Source organism: Paraclostridium sp. AKS73 (assembly GCF_025671395.1).
GTDB lineage: Bacteria > Bacillota > Clostridia > Peptostreptococcales > Peptostreptococcaceae > Paraclostridium > Paraclostridium benzoelyticum.
In genome coordinates, this window is sequence record NZ_JAIXHU010000049.1 from 1 (window position 1) to 21,056 (window position 21,056).

The window sequence follows — 21,056 nt, forward strand, 5'->3', positions numbered from 1 at the left end:
TTATTGATATATATATTATATAAATTATTTTTCGAGGTGATTTTCAATGATAACAATAATTTCTCCCGCAACAACTATGAATTTTGATATAAACACTAATATCAAGTCTTCTACTCCTTTTTTCAAGTCTGAAGTTAAGTATCTTATATCTATTTTAAAAAAGTTAAATAGAGATGAAATAAGCGCTTTAATGGGTCTAAGCGATGACTTAACTAATTTAAATTTTGATAGATATCAAACGTTAGGTACTGAATCTAGCAAATACTTACAAGCTTTACTTGCTTTTGATGGCCAAGTGTTTAATTGCATTAAAGTAAATGAATTTGATGAGTCAGACTTTGAATTTGCAAATGCTCATTTAAGAATCTTATCAGGTTTGTATGGTGTACTAAAACCTTTAGATATGATACAATCTTATAGACTTGAAATGAAATCTAAATTAAAAAATGAACAAGGAAATGACTTGTATAAATTTTGGAAAGAAAAAATAACTGATTATGTTTATAATGAACTTAATAATCAGGAAAATAAAACTTTGCTTAATTTATCATCAAATGAATATTCTAAATCTATAAATCTTAAAAAACTATCTAAAGATTTTCAAGTTGTAAATGTAGAGTTTAAAGACTTCAAAGAAAGTAGTAATACTTATAAAGTTATAGGTATTTACTCAAAAAAAGCTAGGGGTCACCTAACTAGCTACATAATTAAAAACAAAATAGATTCTATAGAAGGTATTAAAAACTTTAATTACGATGGATATACTTTTAATGCACATTTATCTGATAGTAATTCAATAATATTTACTAGATAGTAACAATTATTGTTTTTAGATTAAAAAGTATTATTTTGGGTATATATCATTTGACTTATAATTTGGAGGTTTCTGACTATGAAGTATAACTACACACAAGAGTTAAATAATATATTAAATAAAACATATAAAGAAATTATTTTTAGAATGGCTGTAAGTAATGAAAACATAGATTTTTCAAAAGAAAATTTAGATAAAACAAAAAAACTACTTTTAAGTGAACAAGTTTTCATTGGAAGTGATTTAGATAAGTTTATTATAAACTGTATCCCATCAGATCATGAAGGTAACTTATTTAGAGTATCAATATCAAAACATCATGACAGACTTCATCCAAGATTTGAAAACTATAAAGGAGAGCCTGTATCTGACTCTAGTTATTCTAAATTCGGACTTTTACTTTGGGAAGATCATATGAACAATTTATTAATATCAGATATTCAATCATTATTTAGCCAAGAAGGTTTTGTAAACTTTGTGAATAATGATTTAGATAGTTATTTAAACGAACTATCAATTAAGTTAGATAAATATAAAAATAATTCAATAAAAATAGAATTTAAAAACAAGGAAAGCTTATTGAGCACAATTGCTGATATGATAGCTAATGAAACTCTTGATTTTGAATTTGCTCATATATTAGTTGATATGGATAAACTTAGAGATGATATGGCTAAAATGTCTACTACATTTGACGTTTATAATGAATTCGATAAATTAGAGGACGATACTAAGTATTGCATAATAAATTATCCTAAATACAATTATGACGAATTAATTGAAGTGTTAACAAAGGATTATGGATTTAAATTATTAAACGAAAATTGTTTATTAAAAAACAAGTAAAACAAAATGGTAACTATATAATTTTAGGAATAAAATTTTTATAGTTACCTTCTTAATTGATTTATTATCTTTTTATTACACTCCCAAAGAAGTCAACGTCTATATGATCAAACTCTACATTTGTTTTTCCTTCATAAGTAATGTATATCCCATCAATCCATTTACCTTTATAATCTCGTTGAAGTAAACTTTCAACAATTGTATAACTTGTTATACTAGCTCCTGTACTTCCTTGAAAAAATTTACTACTCCACAATTTGTTTTCTTTATCTTCTTTAATATTTATGTAAGCTATATTATTCTCTATTTTAATTAACTCTATTGGAGCATTTTTAAATTGTAATTTTGATACTTCTTTAATAATTATACCTATTTTATCATTCATAGATAAATTATCATCGATTTTGATATCACTTATTATTTTCTTTTCACTCGTATTAGAATCCATACTTATTATTTTAGCGTCATAAGCTTTTGAGTTTTTTTCCTCATTTCGTTTATCATTTTTTAAATTACTAGATAATTGTATGTCAGATTTATTATCACCTTTAACATCAACCTTGTTGTTACATCCGCTTAAAACAAACATACATATAAATATTAAGCAAACAATTTTTTTAAACTTTTTCATATTCATACCTCCATATTTTACATATAACATCTATTTTAATTATATGAATCAAATATAGAAATATTTTATATATTTTTAGTTGTTTATACTGCTTAATTCATTCGCCAATTCTTCATCTTCTTTAGCCCATAAGAGAGTTCTATCAACTGCTCTTTTCCATCCTTTATATAAAATAGTTCTTTTTCTATCATCCATACTAGGTGTAAATTCCTTGTCTATTTCCCATTTTTCTTTTATTTCTTCTACACTTTTGAAAAAGCCTACTGAAAGACCTGCAAGATATGCAGCCCCTAAAGCTGTAGTTTCTATTATTTTAGGTCTATCAATATTCACATTTAATATATCTGATTGGAATTGCATTAAAAAATTATTTGCACTTGCTCCTCCATCAACTCTAAGGCATTTTAACTGCATTTTAGAATCCTCTTGCATAGCCATTAAAACATCTTTTGTTTGATATGCTATAGATTCTAATGTAGCTCTAACTATATGCCCTCTTTTTGCTCCTCTTGTCAATCCAAATATAGCTCCTCTAGCATACATATCCCAATAAGGAGCCCCTAACCCTGTAAATGCAGGAACTACATAAACTCCATTAGTATCTTGAACTTGATTTGCATAGTATTCCGATTGTCCTGAATCATATATTAGTCTAAGTTCATCTCTTAGCCATTGAATCGATGCTCCTCCAACAAATATACTTCCTTCTAAAGCATAGTTAACTTTTCCATCTACTCCCCACGCTATAGTAGTCAATAATCCTTTTTCTGATTCAACTATCGTATCACCTGTGTTCATTAATAAAAAGCACCCAGTTCCATAAGTATTTTTAACACTACCTTGCTCAAAACATGTTTGCCCAAATAATGCAGCTTGTTGATCTCCTGCACACCCCGCTATAGGTATTTGTGCACCAGCTAACATTTCTGAATCTGTGTATCCATAAATTTCACTAGATGGTCTAACTTCAGGCAACATACTCTTTGGTATGTTTAATTCACCTAGAATTTCTTCATCCCACTTCAAATCTTTTATATTGAAAAGCATTGTTCTTGATGCATTTGAATAATCTGTAACATGAACTTTTCCTCTCGTTAAATTCCATATAAGCCATGTATCTACAGTTCCAAATAGAAGGTCTCCGTTTTCAGCTTTATCTCTTGCACCTTCTACATTTTCTAAAATCCAATTTATTTTAGTAGCTGAAAAATATGCATCTACCAAAAGTCCTGTTTTTTCTTTTATAGTGGCTTCTAAACCTTTATCTTTTAACTTATCACATATGTCTGCTGTTCTTCTACATTGCCACACAATAGCATTATATACAGGTTTACCCGTATTTTTGTCCCATACAATTGTAGTTTCTCTTTGATTTGTTATACCTATTGCTGCAATTTCATCAGGTCTTATAAAAGATGTTTCTAGAACTTCTCTTAGTACACCACTTTGACTTCCCCAAATTTCCATAGGATTATGTTCAACCCAAGAAGCCTTTGGGTATATTTGCGTAAACTCCTTTTGTGCAGTTGAAACTATATTGCCATATTTATCAAATAATATTGCCCTTGAACTAGTAGTTCCTTGGTCTAATGCTATTATATATTTCTTTTCCATAATACTTCTCCTTAAGTTACTTTGTTAACATATTGTTCTTTAAGTAAATATTAGCAATAAAACAAACCTACTACAATAATTTTAAATAAAGTTATTTTTTAAACAACTTATCTGATATATATTTCATATTCACATTTTTTGTAAGTTATAGGAGTTCCATTTGTTTTATCATTATCAAATTGAACAACTTCAATTTTGTGTTTGCCCTCTTTTAAATCATTATCACATATAGTTAACGTAACAGAACTTTCTTTCCCTAGCTTTTCAACTGTATTTAACTTTCCATCTATATATATATAACTTGCTCTAGAATCATCAAAGTCTTTCGAACTAACTCCAATTTGTCCTAAACCTTTTTTATCATCTATATATATAGTAGGGATAGAACCATCTTCTGAATTTGAAACATGAGTAGTAACTATTATACTTCCCTTACCTATATCCCCCTCAACTCCAGATGGGATTGTTTTTTCAACTTCAACTCTATTTTCAACAACTTCCTTAGAACATCCAACAGTAAATACCATCATTAAACACAATAAAAATAATAATTTTTTCATTACATCCTCCAAAATCTCAATATTATACTCTTTAGTGTTCCCCATTTTATACAAAAAAGCATGAATTAATATATTAATTCATGCTTTTAAAAGAATTATTTTAATAAATAATTATTAACGTAGCATTTTATATTGCCTTTTTTGACAATTATGCAAAGAAAATAACTATTTACTAAAGTTTTATTATGCAGCTTCTAATTCTTCTTCTTCGTCTTTTTCTTGTCTAGATTTTATAAATTTAAATACATAATGAACTGCCATACCTACTCCAATAGCAAATACTAAGTCAAATACTACTGTAAATGTAAAAGTTATAAGTAGTACTAAAACATCTGATTTACTTGAAGATAATAGTTCCTTAAAATGAGACCATTCTCCCATATTATATGAAACAATAATAAGTATAGCTGCTAAAGTCGTCATTGGTATTAGCTTTGCAAAAGGCATAAGAATAACCATTATAAGTAATAATGTTATAGCATGTACCATTCCTGATATAGGGCTTCTACCCCCATTTTTTACGTTTGCAGCAGTTCTTGCTATAGCTCCAGTTGCAGGAATTCCTCCAAATAAAGAAGATGCTATATTTCCTAATCCTTGTGCTACAAGTTCCATATTTGAATCATGTTTATCATCTATCATATTATCTGAAACTACACAAGAAAGTAGTGATTCTATAGCCCCTAATAGTGCAATTGTAAGTGCTGGATTTATTAAGTTTATAATTGTTTTTACATCCATATGTGGTATTTGTGGCTTAGGTATTGAAGATGATATTTCACTAAATCTAGTACCTATTGTGTCTGTTGGCAAGTTTAATAAATTTACAGCTAATGTAGAAACTATTAGCGCTATTATTGAAGCTGGAATCTTTTTATTTACCTTAGGCCAGTAAACTAAAATTAAAATACAAGATAGACCTATTAGAAATGATGCTATATCAAAAGTAGATATGTTTTGTATATAGCTTTCAACTTTGCCTATAAACTCTGCTGGCACATCCGCTATTTTAAATCCAAAAAAATCTTTTAATTGAGTTGTAAGTAATGTTACTGCTATTCCGCTTGTAAATCCTACTGTAATTGTTTGTGGTACATATTTTATTAAAGATCCAAATCTAAGTAGTCCCATAACTACTAATATAATTCCTGCCATCATTGTAGATGTTATAAGTCCAGTTATTCCATAAGTTTTAACTACTCCATAAACAATTACAACAAATGCTCCTGTAGGTCCTCCTATTTGAACCTTACTACCACCTAGAAGAGAAATTACAAACCCTGCAAATATAGCAGTTATAAGACCTTTCTCTGGTGATACTCCTGAAGATATAGCTAATGCTATCGAAAGTGGTAAAGCTATTATAGCAACTATTATACCTGCTATTATATCTTTTCCAACTTGATCTTTAGTAAGTTCATTATCTTTAATCATTTTAAATAACTTTGGTGACACGAAAACACTTCCTTCCAAAACTAAATATTGCAACATTTAATATATTAATCCTATTTTTTGATAAAGTCCATACATAATTTTTAAAATTTGTGTTAAAAACAAAAAAGATACTCCGCAATCGAAGTATCTTTCGTATTTCTTAAATTTCATTCAGTTTTTGAAGTAATTCTTCTAAATCTATACCATGTATATATGCAGCTTGTTCTAAAGTTTCCATTTGTGCTGAAGGACAACCTAAACAACCCATTTCGTAAGACATTAAAATATTTACTGAGTTTGGTTTTTTATTAATTAAATCTCCTATTAAGGTATTTTTATCTATTTTCATTTTAAATTCTCCTTTAATAATAGTTCGTATTTTTCTAATTTTATTATATCTTAATATTATAATATTTTTAACTTTTTCCGTAACATACGTTACATTTTTAATTTTTTGTTAATAATTAAAATCATGAAAATCTTTATTATGGTAAAATTTTATTTTACATTAAAATTTTACATTCCCATTTATTTTCTTTTTAATGTTTTTATGATAAAATATGTTATATATTTATGCTTGCTTGAATATAAATTTAATTGTGAAACTTGTACATACTATAAATATATTTTAAATTTCAAGCATAACTTGTTATCATAATTTAAATTTGAAATAATCTAGGAGGATTAATATGAGCTTAAAAGACAAATTCGCATCATCATACGCTAGATCTAAAACAATGTCTGGCCCTGAAAAAAAAGCTAATGAAATAATGGGGAAATTATTACTTAAAAAGAGTATTATTCCTATGATCATAATGTTAGTTGTTTGGATGACAGGTATATACTTTAAAGTTAATGGTTGGGTATTATTCGGAATCGTACTTGTTATCGCTGTTGGTACTTATTTTTACATCAAAAAACAAGGTGACAAATATCAAAACTTCAAACCTTTTGTTGGAAATTTAATAAGCCTTGAGAAAAAAGGTAAAAAAGAATATGTAGCTATAATAAAACAAGGTAAAAGAGTTGATAAGTTACAAATAAAATATGGTGGCGAAGAGTTAGAGAAAGTTAAAAAGAACCAATTAGTTCAAATAAGTTATAATAAAGATGAAAAAATTGCAATCGTTGTAACTAAATAATTTTTCAAAGGAAAAGCTTCTACTGAATTAATGTAGAAGCTTTTTTATATTACTCTTTTAATACATACTTTTTATATATTTTAAGCGCATTCGCAAGCTGATCTGGGCAAGATGATTCTCTATTTTTACATGGAATTTTTTCAAATGCTTCTATAATTTCATCAATATTCTTTCCTTCAATCAAATTTTTAATTCCTATTAAATTCCCTGCACAACCACCTTCAAATATTACATCTTTTAACATATCTCCTTCTATGTCTAATAAAATTGATTTTGAACAAACACCACTAGTATAATATCTATACATACACATCACCTTATTTTAATATTTTATACATATTTATTTATAAACAGTATAATTTATGAGGATTTTAAATATTTTTTTATAATTTATATTTTATATATATCAATTAGTAGTTATAATTATAATAATAGCTATATTTGCTCTGAATATATTAGATAGATTGTGTATATAATCTATTAGATTACCTTTTAGGATGTGATACTTATGAGTGATGTATTAAAAGAAAACAAACTAAACTTATTTAATAATTTATTTAAATTTTTATTTCTTATGTTTTGGGTTATGTTTTGGTTTATAGGAATAATCCTTACAGATTATAAATTTAATAAAATAGCAATATACTTTTTTATTGCATATAGTTCAGTTTGTATAATATATATTATTAGTTATGTAATTTATATGAAAACTTCAAATAATTTTGAAAAAAGATAGAAGTTTTTTATAAAATTTCAACGCTTTTATCATTTATTTTCTCCACATTAAGTTACTATATATTCCCTATTAGTATTATGTGGTTTTTAATTAAGCTATCATTATTATTTACATATATGTATATTTCTATATTAAAAGTTTATAAATACAAACTTGAAGAAGGCGTTGTTGGTATACTAGCATCTGCTTTAATGCTATTTATGTTTCTTAGATACTAAAATTATTAGTTTTTTGAAATATTAGACATATTTAGTATTTTTTGATATTATTTATCTTAGTAGTAAAATACTATTAATAATCAAATAAAAAGGAGTTATTATAATGGAAAGAACAGTTTTAGCCACTATCGGTGAAAAAGAAATAACTAATATTGATATCGAGAATGCTTTAAAAAGCTTAGACCCATACCAAGCTATGCAATTTAATACAGAAGAAGGTAAAAAAAGATTACTAGAAGATTTAGTAAATCAAGAGTTATTCTACCTTGAAGCTAAAGACGAAAATTTACATAATGACGAAAACTTCAAAGCTGAAATGAAAAGAATAGAAGAAAATATGTTAAAACAATATTCTATAAATAAAGTTTTAGCATCTGTTAAATTAACTGATGAAGAAATAGCTAACTTCTATGAAGCTAACAAAACTAAATTTGTTAAACCTGAAACAGCATCTGCTAAACATATATTAGTTGATACTGAAGAATTAGCTAATGACTTATTAAACAAAATAAATAGTAATGAAATATCATTCGAAGAAGCAGCTAGAGAGCATTCTTCTTGCCCATCTAAAGATGCTGATGGAGATTTAGGTACTTTCCCTAGAGGACAAATGGTTCCTGAGTTCGAAGAAGCTGTATTTAATATGAATAGAGGCGACGTACAAGGTCCAGTTAAAACTCAATTCGGATATCACTTAATAAAAGTAGAAGATAGACACGAAGGTGGTCAATCTGAACTTGATGAAGTTAAGGAAGAAATAGCTAAAAGCTTAATGTACCAAAAACAAAATGAAGTTTACTCTTCAAAAATAAATGACTTAAAAGCTAAGTATAATAATTTAGTAAAATTAAACGACTAATAAAAAAAGATAACTAATGGCTAAACATTAGTTATCTTTTTATGATTTATATTTTTATAGCAATACTCAATTATATCTCTTCTCTTAATTATCCCAATAAAAATATTTTGATCATCTATAACTGGCACAAAGTTTTGGTTCATAGATTTAGATATTAAATCTTCTATATTAGCATTTATAGATACAGGTTTATTGTCCATTCTTCTTTTTACATCACATACATATACATCTTCTATGGCTTTTAATTCTAAATTTAAGTCATTCTTTAGATACCATAGTAAGTCCCCCTCTGTAATAGTTCCTACATACGCACCTTCACGATTTATAATAGGTATAGCAGAATATCTATGATACTCCATCTTTTCTAATGCCTGTCTCATTGTATAGTCATCATATATATATGCTACTTCACTTTTGGGTGTTATAAAAAATAGTATATTCAAATACTACACCTCCTATTAAGTAGTATAAACTTAAAAACATATCTATCCATATTTTATCATATATTTAATAAGATTTGAATAAATTAGATTTTATTTCTAATTAAAAAAGCTATTTTTATTTAAATAAAAATAGCTCTTTCAATATTAATAATTAACTTTTATTAAATGAAATTTTATTGATTTATCACTCCAACCTAAATCCCAAGGAACTAATAATCTATCAGTATTATGACACGTTACAAGTGGATATCCTTTTGAGTCAACTCCAGTTACAGTAGATACATGAGTTATTCTACCATTTTTTCATAAGCAACTATATCTCCAGGAGTCATACCATATGCTAGCTTGTAAATTTCTTCGTACGAGCCTTTTCCTATCAACGACCCTCTTCCACTATATACTAAATAATTTTTAAATCCTTGAGCATTAACCCAAGCTTTAGTACCATCTGTTCCCTCATAATTCCAAGTCCCATTTTTCTTAAATCTTCCACTTTCAAACATAATTTGAGATGCATAGTTTGCACAATCTCCTCCGTCTGGATTGAAGTCTTTATATTTTGAATTAAATTTCATTCCATGTTCTTCATCCGCTGCAGCTCCACAATACCTATGTGCATAGTCAATTGCTTTAACCTGTTCATTAGTTAAGTCTACATCTTTTTTATCTTGAGCCATTATATAATTTCTAATATCGTCAGATTTTATGTTGTCTAGATGAAGTGAATCTGCAAATGGGTCAGTATACCATTCTTTTGTAATTATATATTCATTATCTTCAATTCTCATATTAAGATAATGATATGTTCCTATTCTAAACATATTTTTCATATCCGGTTGATTCTCATATGAGTAATTATATTCAGTAGATACCGAACATATAATTCCATATAAATTTTCCTCTTTTTCTTTTACTTTACTAATTTTAACTCTAGTTTTTATATCATTAAATTTAACACCTTGTTTATATGACCAGTTTTGTAAATATTTCATTTTAGTTACTTCTTGCTCATATGCCCATAATCCAAACTTATGATTTATATCATATAATTTTTTCAAAACATCATCATTTTTAGTCAATATAGCCTCATTCCTATGATCAAATAAATTTTCAAGCAAAAGTTGAAATTGTTCTTTTTCTGGATCTTTATTAATTTTTACAACTTCATTTCCTCTTATAAATGTATTCAACTTTAATTCATTTTATTATTTAAAATAATTGTAGTAATAATACAAATCCCTGCTAATACTAATATTCTCCTTAGTGTTTTGCCTTTTGTATTTTTTATGTTCAAGTTGGTTCCTCCTATCAAATAATAGACTTTATCTTAAGAATATAGAGTATTTCAAAGCTAACATAATATTTTATATAGTTTTTACATTTTTTTAGCCAAATATAATTAAATTTATGGTATAATTGTCTAACATTAAATTAAAGGAAAGAGGTGCTCAGTTGCTAACAAAAATGAAACTGTCTAAAGTAAATAATGTTCTTACTAATAATATATATGCAAATTTTCGTTTTTTAAGTGAGGAAAATTTTGGTGATGTCTCAAAACTCTACGAAGAAGTGAGTAATTCTATGGATAATAAAAATTGGTTAAAAAATAGAGATCATGCCGCATTAAAAAAAACCGTCGATAATGGTGGTTTTATAATTGGTTGTTATGTAGGTTTAGATCTTATTGCTTGTGCTCTTTGTGATGTCCCTAGCATAAAAGATTTAGAACTTTTATCTTATTTAGGAGTTTCTGTAGAAGACTTTAAAAGCACTTATATATCAGGTTTTGTTATGGTTCATCCTATGTATAGAGGTAATTCTCTTCAAAGCAAATTACTTGATTTAAGAATAGATATAGCTAAATCTCAACGTAAAAAATATATATTAACAGTAGCTGCTGTAGATAATATCCATAGCATAAACAATATTTTAAATAAAGGGTTTGAATTCAAAACTCAACAAGAAAATGAATATGGGATCTTAAGAAACATATTTTTAAAAGATTTATTTCCTTGTGATGAAAGTGAAAATTTCATACATAGTGACATTATGACTGATGTAATATAAAAGAGACCTTTGAAATAAAGGTCTCTTTTTCCACGTTGTAAGGTTCTTATATGTCTTTGTACTTCATAGTATATATTATTCATAATTGTTAATTTTGCTACACTTTAATTTGAAAGATAAGTAACACTTATTATTTATTTTATAATATATTATTAAGTTAATTTATACTTTTCAAGGGGGTATTTTATGAATATTAATGATAAGGCAAAAGATTTAGCATTGTGTATAAGAAATACTAACGAGTTTAAGACTATGAATAAAGCAAAGAAAGACCTTGATAGAAATTCGACTTTAAGAAAACAATTCGATGAATATGTAAAAAGAAAAACCATATATATTCTAGATATAAAATAGAAGATGCCTCAAAAAATAAGTCAGCTAAATAGAGATTACGATAAATTTTTTAATCATCCTCTAGTTTCTAATTATATGAATGCAAATAGGAATTTTAATACGATGATGGAAAACTTGTATAAACAAATAGAGTCTGAATTAACTAAATAAAAAAAATAAAAGAGGCGATTACGTCTCTTTTATTTTTCAAAGTGTTGATAGTCTTTTAAGTTTGACCATTCACCACCCCATGTCCAACCTCTTTTTGTAAATGCATTATAACATGCATCTCCTTTTGTTATCATGCCTTTAACATTTTCATTTCTTTCTATGTAATCTTGACCTTTTCTAGGGCTTACATCTCCGTTTTTGACCATAGGATTAATAAGAGGATTTATATCTATAGCTAATCCTTTTGAATGATTTGATAACACTTTTGACCCATCTACAACCCTATAACAAAATGAGGATGTATTATTGGCTGACATAGATAATTCATCGTCTGCACCATAATTATCAATTAGACTTATTTTTTCTATAGGATACTTATTTTCATACAGCTCTTTAAATATTTCTATAACTTCTTTCGATACTTCTTTACTAACTACCATATCACCTATGTGCGGCTTATTATCAAATCCATAGTATGTTATTTTCAAATAATCCAAAGAATTTTTATCAACAAAGTCTTTATCAGGAATAGAATTTCCAATCATCTTTTCATATATATTATCTGGAATTTTTTGAACTTCAAATAAAGGTTTAAATTCTTCTTTCTCTATTTTTTTAGCTACTTTTTCATTATTAGACTCTTTCTTTGAATCAGAAGTATTACACCCAATACATGCTAAAATCACGCAACTAATTATAGCTACGTATACAATTTTTTTTAAAAACATTATAACTTTTCCTTTCTCTACCTAAAATTAACTATACATATATTATATTATTATTTTATGCCAAAAAATCAAAGCTCATAGTTAAAAACTATGAGCTTTGATTTTTTAGTTAATTAATCTTCTAAGTTATACATCATATTATTCATCATATTTTGCATATACATATAATAGTTCATCCACATATCTTGCATTTCTTCCATTCCCATATTTTCCATGTACATATATGGTTCATCCATTGATGGATATTTATTTGCAAATTCACCCATATATTGCATTGGTTCCATATTATATATAGGATTTATATATAATCCTGTTTCCTCTTCTTTAATTAACATTATATCGTCTAAATCACAGTATTCATCTTTATTTTGATTGTTATTTTGTCCATTACAGAAGTTAAATTCATATCCACATGGTTGTTTTACTTCCTTTTTAGGTTTGCAATAAGTTGGACTTACATATTTAGGCTCACATGTACAACTTGACTTCTCTTCTTTACATGTGTAAATTGGTTTACATTGTTTTTCTTCTTTGCATATATGCATTGGTTTACATGGCTTACATGTTTTCTTTTCTTTGCATGGTTCTTCTATTCCTAAATCCACATAGCAAGATTTTTTCGGCTTGCAGTCATCCATTTCATAGCATCCAGCAATTTTTTCTTGGCATTTTTCATCATATCTTCACATTTTTTAGATTTACCTTCGTATTCTTTTATTTTTCCCCAGCAGCTTTATAACAATTCATAGCCTTTTCATCACATTTCATAGCTTGAGAATATAGACATTTTGCTTGTTCATTTACATTTTGAGACTTTTCATATAAGCATTTAGCTTTTTCGCAATATTGTTCTGCTTCATCCCCTGATTGCTCAGCTTCTTTGTATAAACATTTTGCTCTTGCACAAAGGTCTTCCGATTTACATAAAAGTTGATTTGCTTGTTTTCTAAGTTTTTCAGCTTCTGTTTCATTTTCCATAGACTCTTTAGCTAATTTTTTAGCTTTAGCTTCTAATGCTTTAGCTTTTTTATCAAATTCTTTAGCTTCTTCATATGACTCTACAGCTAAGCATTCACAATCTAAAGCTTTTTTAAATAATCTTTCCGCTTCTTGTGCTAGCTTAACACATGTATCATCAAATTTTATTTCACAGTCATCACATGGACCTGGAGGACAGCAAGTTGGTTCTAATTTTTTACTGGTTCACATTTTTATGAACCGGTTTTTACATGGTTCACAGTAGCTCTCTTTTTCTTTTTGGTTACAGCCTATATTTGCAGAACAGCTATTATAACATTTTTTCTTTTTCTCATTGTACTCATAGCTAGTCAAAACCCCTTTGTTGTATTTTATTTTAACTAAGCAAATTAATATGCTTAATAATAATTATATGAAAGTCTCTTTGTGTGGTTACTAATAATGTCTAAAATATATACAAAAATTACCTTTAAACTTATTTTTTCTTACTATAAATTTTCTTTTATTACATAAGATATATGTGAATTAAAATTTATATCAAAACACTAAATTATAGTTGATTGGAGTGATTAATTTGAATAATAACAAAATAAATAATGAAAACATTAATAATCAAATTGATGATTATACTAAAAAAGGACAAGAGTATATAGAAAAAGCTGAACAAAAAGCTAATGAACTTTTATCAAAAGCTAATGGTGTTGCACATGATGTAGCTGATAAAACAAATGAAATTGCTGAAGATGTAGAAAATACAGTAAAAAAAAAGACAACTATGAGTCTAAAGTAAACTATCCTTATGATGAATGTTGCTGTGGTACAAATTTTGAGTGTTTTGATGAACCAAAAACTACAGTTGACTATATAAAGGATTATGCTAAAGAACATCCTGTGATGACAGCTACAGCAGTTTCTGCTACAGTTCTAACAGGACTTAGCCTAGTTAGTCCAAAAACAAGAAAAGTAACTGTACCTGTTGCTAAGTATGCAGTTAAGCAACAAGCAAAATTCACTTTAGGAGTTGGTATGTTAGCTATGGCTACTTACTTATCAAGTAAATCTGACTTTAACTCTTATAACTAATAAAAAAGGAGCTTTTAAAGCTCCTTTTATTTTAAATATTTCTAATATTTATTATTTGTGATTTTATATCTACATTATATTTATTTTGATTTTCTTCATTTTGTTTTATGGTTCCATTAAATTTTTTCATAGGTTCTTGATTATTATCTTGTTCATCTTCAAAGTGTATATTCTCCGATGCATCTAAATTAAATTCTATATTATATTTATCGGTAGGTAAATCTAAATACGTCATTCCATTTTTATTATCTATATTTAATTTTTTGCAATAGGAATTGTAGATTCTATATTTATACTAGGTGAATATTTTGTTGCTATTATATTAAATGTTTCTGGTATAAATTTTTCTATATTTTCAATAAATACATCATCAGGCATAGATTGTAAATATACTCCTGCAGTAGTACTTATATTTATATTCTTTATTCCTAATATTTCACTAGCTTTTAGATTTATATCTCCGTTTGAACTTATAGTTAAGTTCTCTAAGGTTTTAGCTTCTTTTGGTAATGTAATTTGACTATATTCATTTGAAAAAGTTACTTTTTCATTTAATACATCATTATCCGTTATAATTAGATCTCCATATCTAGTTTTCGCTTGTATATCTACATTATTTGGAACATATACAATTATTTTGTTTGAACCTAAGTTTAGCATATTTATTACAGCATCACCAAATCCCTGAATTTCCATATCTATATGTCTATTTTCTTCATTTTGTTTTATATCAAATGTATTTTCTTTATTCTCTATGGTTAATGTATTGTTATTTAATCTTCCAACTTGAACAATTTTAAGTTTATCAGAGTTGCTTTTTTTAACTTCTACAGTTATATTCTTAGTGTCTATATCTAATTGTCTTACATTAACTTTCTTTTCATATATCGTGACCTTTTCACTTGCTTTTTTTGCACATTCATTTATATAGTTAGTTGCAAATGGTACTGCAGCTATCGATGATGATATAGTCCCTATAATTCCTATAGCAATCAATATAACTGCAAATATAGTTATTTTCTTATTCATCTATATCATCTCCTTTATAATTTATTTTATTTTCTTTTGCATGTATATATTTTTTCTTGTTTCTTAACCAGTTTATATATTGCTTATATATTTTTTTGCCTAACTTCATAATGTATATATAAACCTGTACTACCAATATATCAAACCCTATAATTCCTATACTCGAAAATATTATAAGCGCAGCTATAGAACTATCTAATCCAAACAACGGTCCTGAAGTCCCTAACAAAGCAATAAACGCTATATTTAACGCCCCAATAGTTAAACCTGCACTTGCCATCATTAATATAAATAAAACCCAAATACACATTAATCCAAAGCTCAAACAAGCTAGTAGTACTTTTATAAGTTTTGTTGATAATCCCTCATCATCATTTCTTAAATTTGGAGTTAACTTATTATTTATAACATCTTTAGTTTTATAGTAACTATCTTTTAGCCTTATTTTGACTTGATTTATACCATCATGAAGTTTATCAAATTTTTTGTTACTATCATTAATTTTACTTTCTTTCATTTCACCTACTAAATCTCTAACTATAGACTTAGGCGATCCTAGTGATTCTATAATTTGCAAGTCGCTTTTCCCTTCTATTTCGCCATCTATGAAGTATTCTTCATAATCTCTTAATATATCATTGACCTCATCATCAGAAAAGTGATTAGATAAATAATCTTTTAATATTTCTAAAAATTCTCTTTTATTCAACCTTAGTACCTCCTTAATCTAAATTAATAAGATAATCTACTGCATTAGTAAAGTTTTTCCACTCTTTTATAAGATTTATTAAATTTTCTTTACCTAACCCCGTTATCTTATAATACTTTCTAGCTGGCCCCTCATTTGATTCTAGTATGTATGTCTCAAAATACTCTTCTTTAGTCAAACGTCTAAGTAAAGGATATATAGTTCCTTCATTCACTTCTATAACCTTAGAAATGTTTTGAACTATTTCATATCCATACATATCTTTTTTAGATATAAGAGCTAGAACACATATCTCTAAAACACCTTTTTTGAATTGTGTATTCATTTACTCCATCCTTTCTATAAAAATAACTACTATGCTTTATACAGTACCTTGTTTAATCATCGTCATAATCATATAATAGCACACTACTGTGTGTTACACAATACCTTGTTAAATTTTTTATTCCCCTCCTCTTACTCCCTCTCATAAAAAAAGTCGTACTTTATCAGAAAGTTTAAGTGCCACTATCTAAATTTAACCGACATTTACAGGCATGCTTTTAAGCCTGTATGGAGGAAATTTAGATAGTGGCACTAATTAAAACTTACGAAAAGTACGACTTTTTAACTTTTATTATTTAACGTATTCTGTTACTAATTTTATAGTTTCTATAATAGATTCTAAGTTAGTTCTTTCATACCCATGAGATGCAAATATTCCAGCACCTATTAAAGCTGTTTTAACGTCATATCCAGCTTTTAGCATAGCACCTGCATCTGATCCATAATTAGGGTAAGTATCAACCTTATATCCTATGTTATTATCTTTTGCAATTTGAATAAGCCTATTTGTTAACTCATAATCATATGGTCCACCTGAATCTTTTGCACATATACATACATCGTATTCAGTTGAGTTTTGACCCTCTCCTGGGCATCCCATATCTATAGCTATAAACTCTCTAGTTTTTTCTGGTACAGCTGCTGATGATCCATGTCCAACCTCTTCATAATTACTGAAGAAAAAGTTTACAGTATGTTTGGGTTTTATTCCAACAAGTTTTAAATACTCTATAACATATAAAGCTGCTGCAACTGAAGCTTTGTCATCTAAATGTCTAGATTTTACAAATCCAGAATCAGTTATCTTAAGTCTAGGATCAAAAGATATAAAATCTCCTACTTCTATTCCTAATTCTTCAGTATCTTCTTTAGAACAAACTTGCTCATCTATAACAACTTCGTAGTTGGCTGGAACTCTCGGAAGTTCTCTACAATCAGAGTGTATATGAACAGATGGTTTTATAGTTTGGATAGTACCTTCATAAACTTTTCCACATCTGGTATGTATTTTACAACATTCACCCTCAATTGAAGTCATCATATATCCACCAACTTGAGTTAATGCCAATCTTCCATTTCCTTTAACTTCTTTTACCATAGCTCCTAATGTATCTACATGACAAGATAAAGTCTTTTGATATTCATCATCGTCACCTTTTATTGTGGCAACTACAGCCCCTTTATTTGTTACCTTATACTCTACATTTAAAGTTTTTAAAACTCCTGTTATATACTCCATTATATTTTGAGTATAACCAGATGGACTTGGTATATTTAACACTTCTGTTAAATATTTTTTTACTAACTCTGATTTATATTCCATAACCTAAACCTCCCTATTTTTATAAGTTTCCTATAATTAAATAGTAAAATAAATAAATTATTGTTAGAGATATTAATATTTTTTCTATCCCAATGGCTAAAAGTTCAATTTTTTTAATGGGAATATCAGTACTACTTACATATACCATATTAGTACTGATTGATATCGTTTGCACTATAGATATTATAAATATTATAAGACCAGATATATCTTTTATATCATTATTTATAAATTCTATATACCTGCCTCCATTAAACATACCTAAGCATAAAGCTTCATTTATTTGAACTTTTGATGGTAGTTTAAGCAGTTCTATAATTGGATAAGTAATTTCACCTATAGTGTCAATCAATCCTGTATTATTTATTAAAAACTCTCCTACAAATATAATTATAACTAAATTGGGTAATATTGTCATAATTATATTAAATGATTCTTTAAAATTTTCAAACATGTAATATATTAATTTATTATTTTTTTTAGTAGATAAATGTCTCCTTATTGCATTTTTAAATTTATCCTTTTTAAAGCTACATTCTTTATAAGAATTTTTGTATAAATAAGTTTTTTCTTAATTTTTAAAGGCCATATCCTACATACTAAAAAATTTACACCTAATGATAAGCTTATAACCATAAAAATAGTAAATGCTACAGACTTTAAATTTAATTCATCTGCTAAATAGTAACAATTTAAAATACTAGTAAAAGAAAAACAAGAAACCATTATACACGCTTCATTTTGTCTAAGCCTTCCTTTTTTATATAACTGACTAGTCATAAACATTCCACTAAATATATCTACAAATAAATACACTAATATATTTAATACACATTTTCCACTTAGTTTAAAAGTTTTTTTAGTATATTTTTGAAAGTATGATTCGAAAATTTCCAATAACCCATATTCTGTTATAAAAGGTAAAAATAAAGAACTTATTGATAAAACAATAACTGATTTCAATAAAAAATCCCTCATAAATAGCAAGCTACTATTATTGTATGCTCTAAATTCGATTTTAGAAAAATTATAAGTATAAATAATATACTTACAGGTTTTATACACTTTATTATATTGCTAAATGCATCATATTCCTTTTCTTTATGCTTAACTATAGGTAATATAGATCCTATAGATACCATTATAAATAAATACAACTTAATTAATTCTATATACTTGTCTTGAATAAAAAAATATAAGTGGTATATAATTGTATTTGTAGATCCTTTTAAATTTATTGGTATAAAAAATATAAAAACTCCACAAATAGAATATATTACTATTCTAAATGAATCCATCAATTCAAAATTTTTATAATCATTTCCTTTTTCTTTTGTATCAATTCCTTCCATCCATTACCTCCATACATATAATATATAATTGATTTAATATTTATATAAATGTATAATACTATCATTAATTAAATTTTAAAAAAGAGGTGATATATTGAATAACACCAAAAAAACAATATTGATTCTTACAGCTCAATTTGGGGCCGGACATATAAGTGCTGCTAATGCTATTAAAGAGTACATACTTGAAGAACAGCCTTCATATAAAGTTGTTATCCAAAATTTTATAAGTGCAAGTGTTCCAAAAATGAACAAACCACTTGTTAAGCTTTATGAGGCTAATACAAAATATACACCTGGATTATACAATTATTATTACTATTTAAAAAAATCATTTGATTCTAGACATGATATAGCTTATAAAATGTATACTCCAAAATTGTCTCAGTATATATTGGAAACTAATCCAGATCTTATAATTTCAACGTTTCCTATGGCATGTACTTGTGTTGATTATTTCAAAACTAAAAATCCTGAGTTTAAAGTTCCAACTATTACAGTAGTTACAGATGTTGTCGATAGTCTTGAATGGATTTATCCAACTACTAGCATGTATTTTGTGGCTTCTCATGAAATAAAAAATAGATATGTACAAAAAGGTATAAACCCTAATATAGTTAAAGTAACTGGCGTTCCTGTAAAAAAGAATTTGAGCATAACTCAGAAAAAAACGCATTCAAAAAACATAAATTACTTATAGTTGGTGGTGGTAGAGGTTTATTTGATATGGAGGATGATTTTTTACTACATAGATGATTTGTTAAACTTAAATGAAGATGCATTAGAAGTAACTATAGTCTGTGGTAAAAATCAAAAACTTTATGATAAATTGACAGAAAAAAACCTCTTAAAAACATTAATGTTTAGGATTGTAACAAATATGCCATCTTTATTAAAAGAACATACATTATTGATAACAAAACCTGGTGGTGCAACTTTATTTGAAGCTATAAAAAGTGAAATTCCGGTAGTTGTCATGCTTCCTAAAGTTGGACAAGAGATAGAAAATGCTCGATTTATAATAGATAAAGGTATAGGCATTGTATATAACGATGAAGATGACTTAAAAAACTTATTAGATGCTTTAGTTGATAAAAGGTTAAATGATCGAATAAACTTCATGGTAGACAATATAATAAATTTTAAAAATTCTATAGATTATAATAAAATTGCATCTTTTGTTACACAATTAATAGGGACTTTGTAAAATAGTCCCTTATTTATTAATATTTTTATATTTATTAATATTTATTATCTTTGATCCATTTGTACCAAATTTAATATTTTTTATATTACTTTTAGTTAATATATATTTTGTGCTCTTTATAAATTTAGAAATTAGCACAGCTTCTCCAATAAAAAATATAATACATATTGAAGCTTCAATATTTAAATTGTTCAAATATCCGGTTTTTCCTGAGCTAAATACTGAATGAGATTTTACTAAAATTAACATTAATATATGGATAATTACAATTGATGTAAGCTTATAAAATTCTTTATATAAGTTATTTTTTTTGATTGAGCTTATGATTTGAATTTGACTGAAATTAAGGATTTTTAATATATCTATGTATATTTGCTTAAATATGTTTCTATCTACTAAGTTTAATATCACTATAACTATAGAAGTAATTATTAAACAATATATATTATATATA

The 21,056-nt window shown here is 26.6% G+C and carries 29 protein-coding genes and 2 pseudogenes; 11 read left to right on the forward strand and 20 right to left on the reverse strand.

Annotated elements, in window-relative coordinates; genetic code table 11:
- Positions 1–46 precede the first annotated feature (46 nt).
- Positions 47–814: a peroxide stress protein YaaA gene (gene yaaA / locus LEQ07_RS17770; RefSeq protein WP_046821727.1), complete on the forward strand. Its 768-nt coding sequence runs from the start codon at positions 47–49 to the stop codon at positions 812–814.
- A gap of 78 nt (positions 815–892) precedes the next feature.
- Positions 893–1,660 (forward strand): hypothetical protein, encoded by a 768-nt coding sequence (locus tag LEQ07_RS17775; RefSeq protein WP_263331708.1) that lies wholly within the window; start codon positions 893–895, stop codon positions 1,658–1,660.
- A gap of 64 nt (positions 1,661–1,724) precedes the next feature.
- Here the strand turns inward: LEQ07_RS17775 and LEQ07_RS17780 are convergent, their stop codons facing one another.
- The 5 genes from LEQ07_RS17780 to LEQ07_RS17800 form a co-directional block, all read right to left on the reverse strand.
- On the reverse strand, positions 1,725–2,291 hold the full coding sequence (locus tag LEQ07_RS17780) for a hypothetical protein (protein WP_046821729.1): 567 nt from the start codon (positions 2,289–2,291) through the stop codon (positions 1,725–1,727).
- Between the two features lie 75 nt (positions 2,292–2,366).
- A complete protein-coding gene (gene glpK / locus LEQ07_RS17785) occupies positions 2,367–3,905 on the reverse strand; it encodes a glycerol kinase GlpK (protein WP_046821730.1) in 1,539 nt (512 codons plus the stop codon).
- 107 nt (positions 3,906–4,012) lie between these two features.
- Entirely contained in the window at positions 4,013–4,465 is a 453-nt protein-coding gene (locus LEQ07_RS17790; protein ID WP_046821731.1) for a hypothetical protein, read from the reverse strand.
- Between the two features lie 183 nt (positions 4,466–4,648).
- Positions 4,649–5,920 carry a SulP family inorganic anion transporter gene (locus tag LEQ07_RS17795; protein WP_081949203.1) on the reverse strand — a complete coding sequence of 424 codons (1,272 nt, stop codon included), beginning with the start codon at positions 5,918–5,920 and terminating at the stop codon, positions 4,649–4,651.
- A 139-nt stretch (positions 5,921–6,059) separates the two neighbouring features.
- Positions 6,060–6,248: a DUF1858 domain-containing protein gene (locus LEQ07_RS17800; protein ID WP_053831568.1), complete on the reverse strand. Its 189-nt coding sequence runs from the start codon at positions 6,246–6,248 to the stop codon at positions 6,060–6,062.
- A 340-nt stretch (positions 6,249–6,588) separates the two neighbouring features.
- Here LEQ07_RS17800 and LEQ07_RS17805 point away from each other — a divergent pair, with 340 nt between their 5' ends.
- Positions 6,589–7,041 carry a hypothetical protein gene (locus tag LEQ07_RS17805; RefSeq protein WP_021433602.1) on the forward strand — a complete coding sequence of 151 codons (453 nt, stop codon included), beginning with the start codon at positions 6,589–6,591 and terminating at the stop codon, positions 7,039–7,041.
- Between the two features lie 49 nt (positions 7,042–7,090).
- On the opposite strand, the gene LEQ07_RS17810 is transcribed toward LEQ07_RS17805, so the two are convergent.
- The gene (locus tag LEQ07_RS17810; RefSeq protein ID WP_021429622.1) at positions 7,091–7,348 is read right to left on the reverse strand and encodes a TIGR03905 family TSCPD domain-containing protein; all 258 of its coding nucleotides are present in this window, start codon (positions 7,346–7,348) and stop codon (positions 7,091–7,093) included.
- Positions 7,349–7,549: 201 nt separating this feature from the next.
- On the opposite strand from LEQ07_RS17810, the gene LEQ07_RS17815 reads away from it, so the two are divergent.
- Both LEQ07_RS17815 and LEQ07_RS17820 read left to right on the forward strand, forming a co-directional pair.
- Positions 7,550–7,777: a hypothetical protein gene (locus tag LEQ07_RS17815; RefSeq protein ID WP_263331709.1), complete on the forward strand. Its 228-nt coding sequence runs from the start codon at positions 7,550–7,552 to the stop codon at positions 7,775–7,777.
- Between the two features lie 321 nt (positions 7,778–8,098).
- The gene (locus tag LEQ07_RS17820; RefSeq protein ID WP_021429681.1) at positions 8,099–8,854 is read left to right on the forward strand and encodes a peptidylprolyl isomerase; all 756 of its coding nucleotides are present in this window, start codon (positions 8,099–8,101) and stop codon (positions 8,852–8,854) included.
- 20 nt (positions 8,855–8,874) lie between these two features.
- Here LEQ07_RS17820 and LEQ07_RS17825 read toward each other — a convergent pair whose 3' ends face one another.
- A complete protein-coding gene (locus LEQ07_RS17825; RefSeq protein WP_263331710.1) occupies positions 8,875–9,297 on the reverse strand; it encodes a CBS domain-containing protein in 423 nt (140 codons plus the stop codon).
- Between the two features lie 144 nt (positions 9,298–9,441).
- Positions 9,442–10,289: pseudogene (locus LEQ07_RS17830) on the reverse strand (amidase domain-containing protein).
- Positions 10,290–10,749: 460 nt separating this feature from the next.
- On the opposite strand from LEQ07_RS17830, the gene LEQ07_RS17835 reads away from it, so the two are divergent.
- Both LEQ07_RS17835 and LEQ07_RS17840 read left to right on the forward strand, forming a co-directional pair.
- Complete coding sequence (locus LEQ07_RS17835) at positions 10,750–11,364, forward strand: GNAT family N-acetyltransferase (protein ID WP_046823988.1); 615 nt, start codon at positions 10,750–10,752, stop codon at positions 11,362–11,364.
- A 186-nt stretch (positions 11,365–11,550) separates the two neighbouring features.
- A pseudogene (locus tag LEQ07_RS17840) lies at positions 11,551–11,868 on the forward strand (YlbF family regulator).
- A gap of 29 nt (positions 11,869–11,897) precedes the next feature.
- Here LEQ07_RS17840 and LEQ07_RS17845 read toward each other — a convergent pair.
- The 3 genes from LEQ07_RS17845 to LEQ07_RS17855 all read right to left on the reverse strand — a co-directional run bounded on the left by LEQ07_RS17845 (position 11,898) and on the right by LEQ07_RS17855 (position 13,574).
- On the reverse strand, positions 11,898–12,596 hold the full coding sequence (locus LEQ07_RS17845) for a M15 family metallopeptidase (protein WP_052952099.1): 699 nt from the start codon (positions 12,594–12,596) through the stop codon (positions 11,898–11,900).
- A 113-nt stretch (positions 12,597–12,709) separates the two neighbouring features.
- Positions 12,710–13,234: a hypothetical protein gene (locus LEQ07_RS17850; protein WP_263331711.1), complete on the reverse strand. Its 525-nt coding sequence runs from the start codon at positions 13,232–13,234 to the stop codon at positions 12,710–12,712.
- A 76-nt stretch (positions 13,235–13,310) separates the two neighbouring features.
- The gene (locus tag LEQ07_RS17855) at positions 13,311–13,574 is read right to left on the reverse strand and encodes a hypothetical protein (RefSeq protein WP_263331712.1); all 264 of its coding nucleotides are present in this window, start codon (positions 13,572–13,574) and stop codon (positions 13,311–13,313) included.
- 574 nt (positions 13,575–14,148) lie between these two features.
- Between LEQ07_RS17855 and LEQ07_RS17860 the strand changes: the two genes are divergently transcribed.
- Both LEQ07_RS17860 and LEQ07_RS17865 read left to right on the forward strand, forming a co-directional pair.
- Positions 14,149–14,364: a hypothetical protein gene (locus tag LEQ07_RS17860; RefSeq protein ID WP_046823991.1), complete on the forward strand. Its 216-nt coding sequence runs from the start codon at positions 14,149–14,151 to the stop codon at positions 14,362–14,364.
- Between the two features lie 104 nt (positions 14,365–14,468).
- Complete coding sequence (locus tag LEQ07_RS17865; RefSeq protein WP_021429692.1) at positions 14,469–14,657, forward strand: hypothetical protein; 189 nt, start codon at positions 14,469–14,471, stop codon at positions 14,655–14,657.
- Positions 14,658–14,688: 31 nt separating this feature from the next.
- Here LEQ07_RS17865 and LEQ07_RS17870 read toward each other — a convergent pair whose 3' ends face one another.
- The 8 genes from LEQ07_RS17870 to LEQ07_RS17905 all read right to left on the reverse strand — a co-directional run bounded on the left by LEQ07_RS17870 (position 14,689) and on the right by LEQ07_RS17905 (position 19,395).
- On the reverse strand, positions 14,689–14,892 hold the full coding sequence (locus tag LEQ07_RS17870; protein WP_263331713.1) for a hypothetical protein: 204 nt from the start codon (positions 14,890–14,892) through the stop codon (positions 14,689–14,691).
- Positions 14,893–14,912: 20 nt separating this feature from the next.
- Complete coding sequence (locus LEQ07_RS17875) at positions 14,913–15,686, reverse strand: DUF4097 domain-containing protein (protein ID WP_263331714.1); 774 nt, start codon at positions 15,684–15,686, stop codon at positions 14,913–14,915.
- Positions 15,679–16,395: a DUF1700 domain-containing protein gene (locus tag LEQ07_RS17880; RefSeq protein ID WP_046823993.1), complete on the reverse strand. Its 717-nt coding sequence runs from the start codon at positions 16,393–16,395 to the stop codon at positions 15,679–15,681. The genes LEQ07_RS17875 and LEQ07_RS17880 overlap by 8 nt, the downstream gene beginning before the upstream one ends.
- A 13-nt stretch (positions 16,396–16,408) precedes the next feature.
- Positions 16,409–16,720 carry a PadR family transcriptional regulator gene (locus LEQ07_RS17885; protein WP_046823994.1) on the reverse strand — a complete coding sequence of 104 codons (312 nt, stop codon included), beginning with the start codon at positions 16,718–16,720 and terminating at the stop codon, positions 16,409–16,411.
- 291 nt (positions 16,721–17,011) lie between these two features.
- Positions 17,012–18,043, reverse strand: coding sequence for a M42 family metallopeptidase (locus LEQ07_RS17890; protein WP_263331715.1), 1,032 nt, complete (start codon positions 18,041–18,043; stop codon positions 17,012–17,014).
- Between the two features lie 19 nt (positions 18,044–18,062).
- Complete coding sequence (locus LEQ07_RS17895; RefSeq protein WP_263331716.1) at positions 18,063–18,497, reverse strand: hypothetical protein; 435 nt, start codon at positions 18,495–18,497, stop codon at positions 18,063–18,065.
- Positions 18,498–18,541: 44 nt separating this feature from the next.
- The gene (locus LEQ07_RS17900) at positions 18,542–19,006 is read right to left on the reverse strand and encodes a hypothetical protein (protein ID WP_263331717.1); all 465 of its coding nucleotides are present in this window, start codon (positions 19,004–19,006) and stop codon (positions 18,542–18,544) included.
- 11 nt (positions 19,007–19,017) lie between these two features.
- Positions 19,018–19,395, reverse strand: coding sequence for a hypothetical protein (locus LEQ07_RS17905; RefSeq protein WP_263331718.1), 378 nt, complete (start codon positions 19,393–19,395; stop codon positions 19,018–19,020).
- Positions 19,396–19,489: 94 nt separating this feature from the next.
- Between LEQ07_RS17905 and LEQ07_RS17910 the strand changes: the two genes are divergently transcribed.
- On the forward strand, positions 19,490–20,095 hold the full coding sequence (locus LEQ07_RS17910) for an MGDG synthase family glycosyltransferase (protein WP_263331719.1): 606 nt from the start codon (positions 19,490–19,492) through the stop codon (positions 20,093–20,095).
- A gap of 33 nt (positions 20,096–20,128) precedes the next feature.
- The gene (locus LEQ07_RS17915; protein WP_263331720.1) at positions 20,129–20,602 is read left to right on the forward strand and encodes a glycosyltransferase; all 474 of its coding nucleotides are present in this window, start codon (positions 20,129–20,131) and stop codon (positions 20,600–20,602) included.
- A 9-nt stretch (positions 20,603–20,611) separates the two neighbouring features.
- On the opposite strand, the gene LEQ07_RS17920 is transcribed toward LEQ07_RS17915, so the two are convergent.
- Positions 20,612–21,056, reverse strand: a 445-nt coding sequence (locus LEQ07_RS17920) for a hypothetical protein (protein ID WP_263331721.1), incomplete at its 5' end; no start/stop codon positions are given.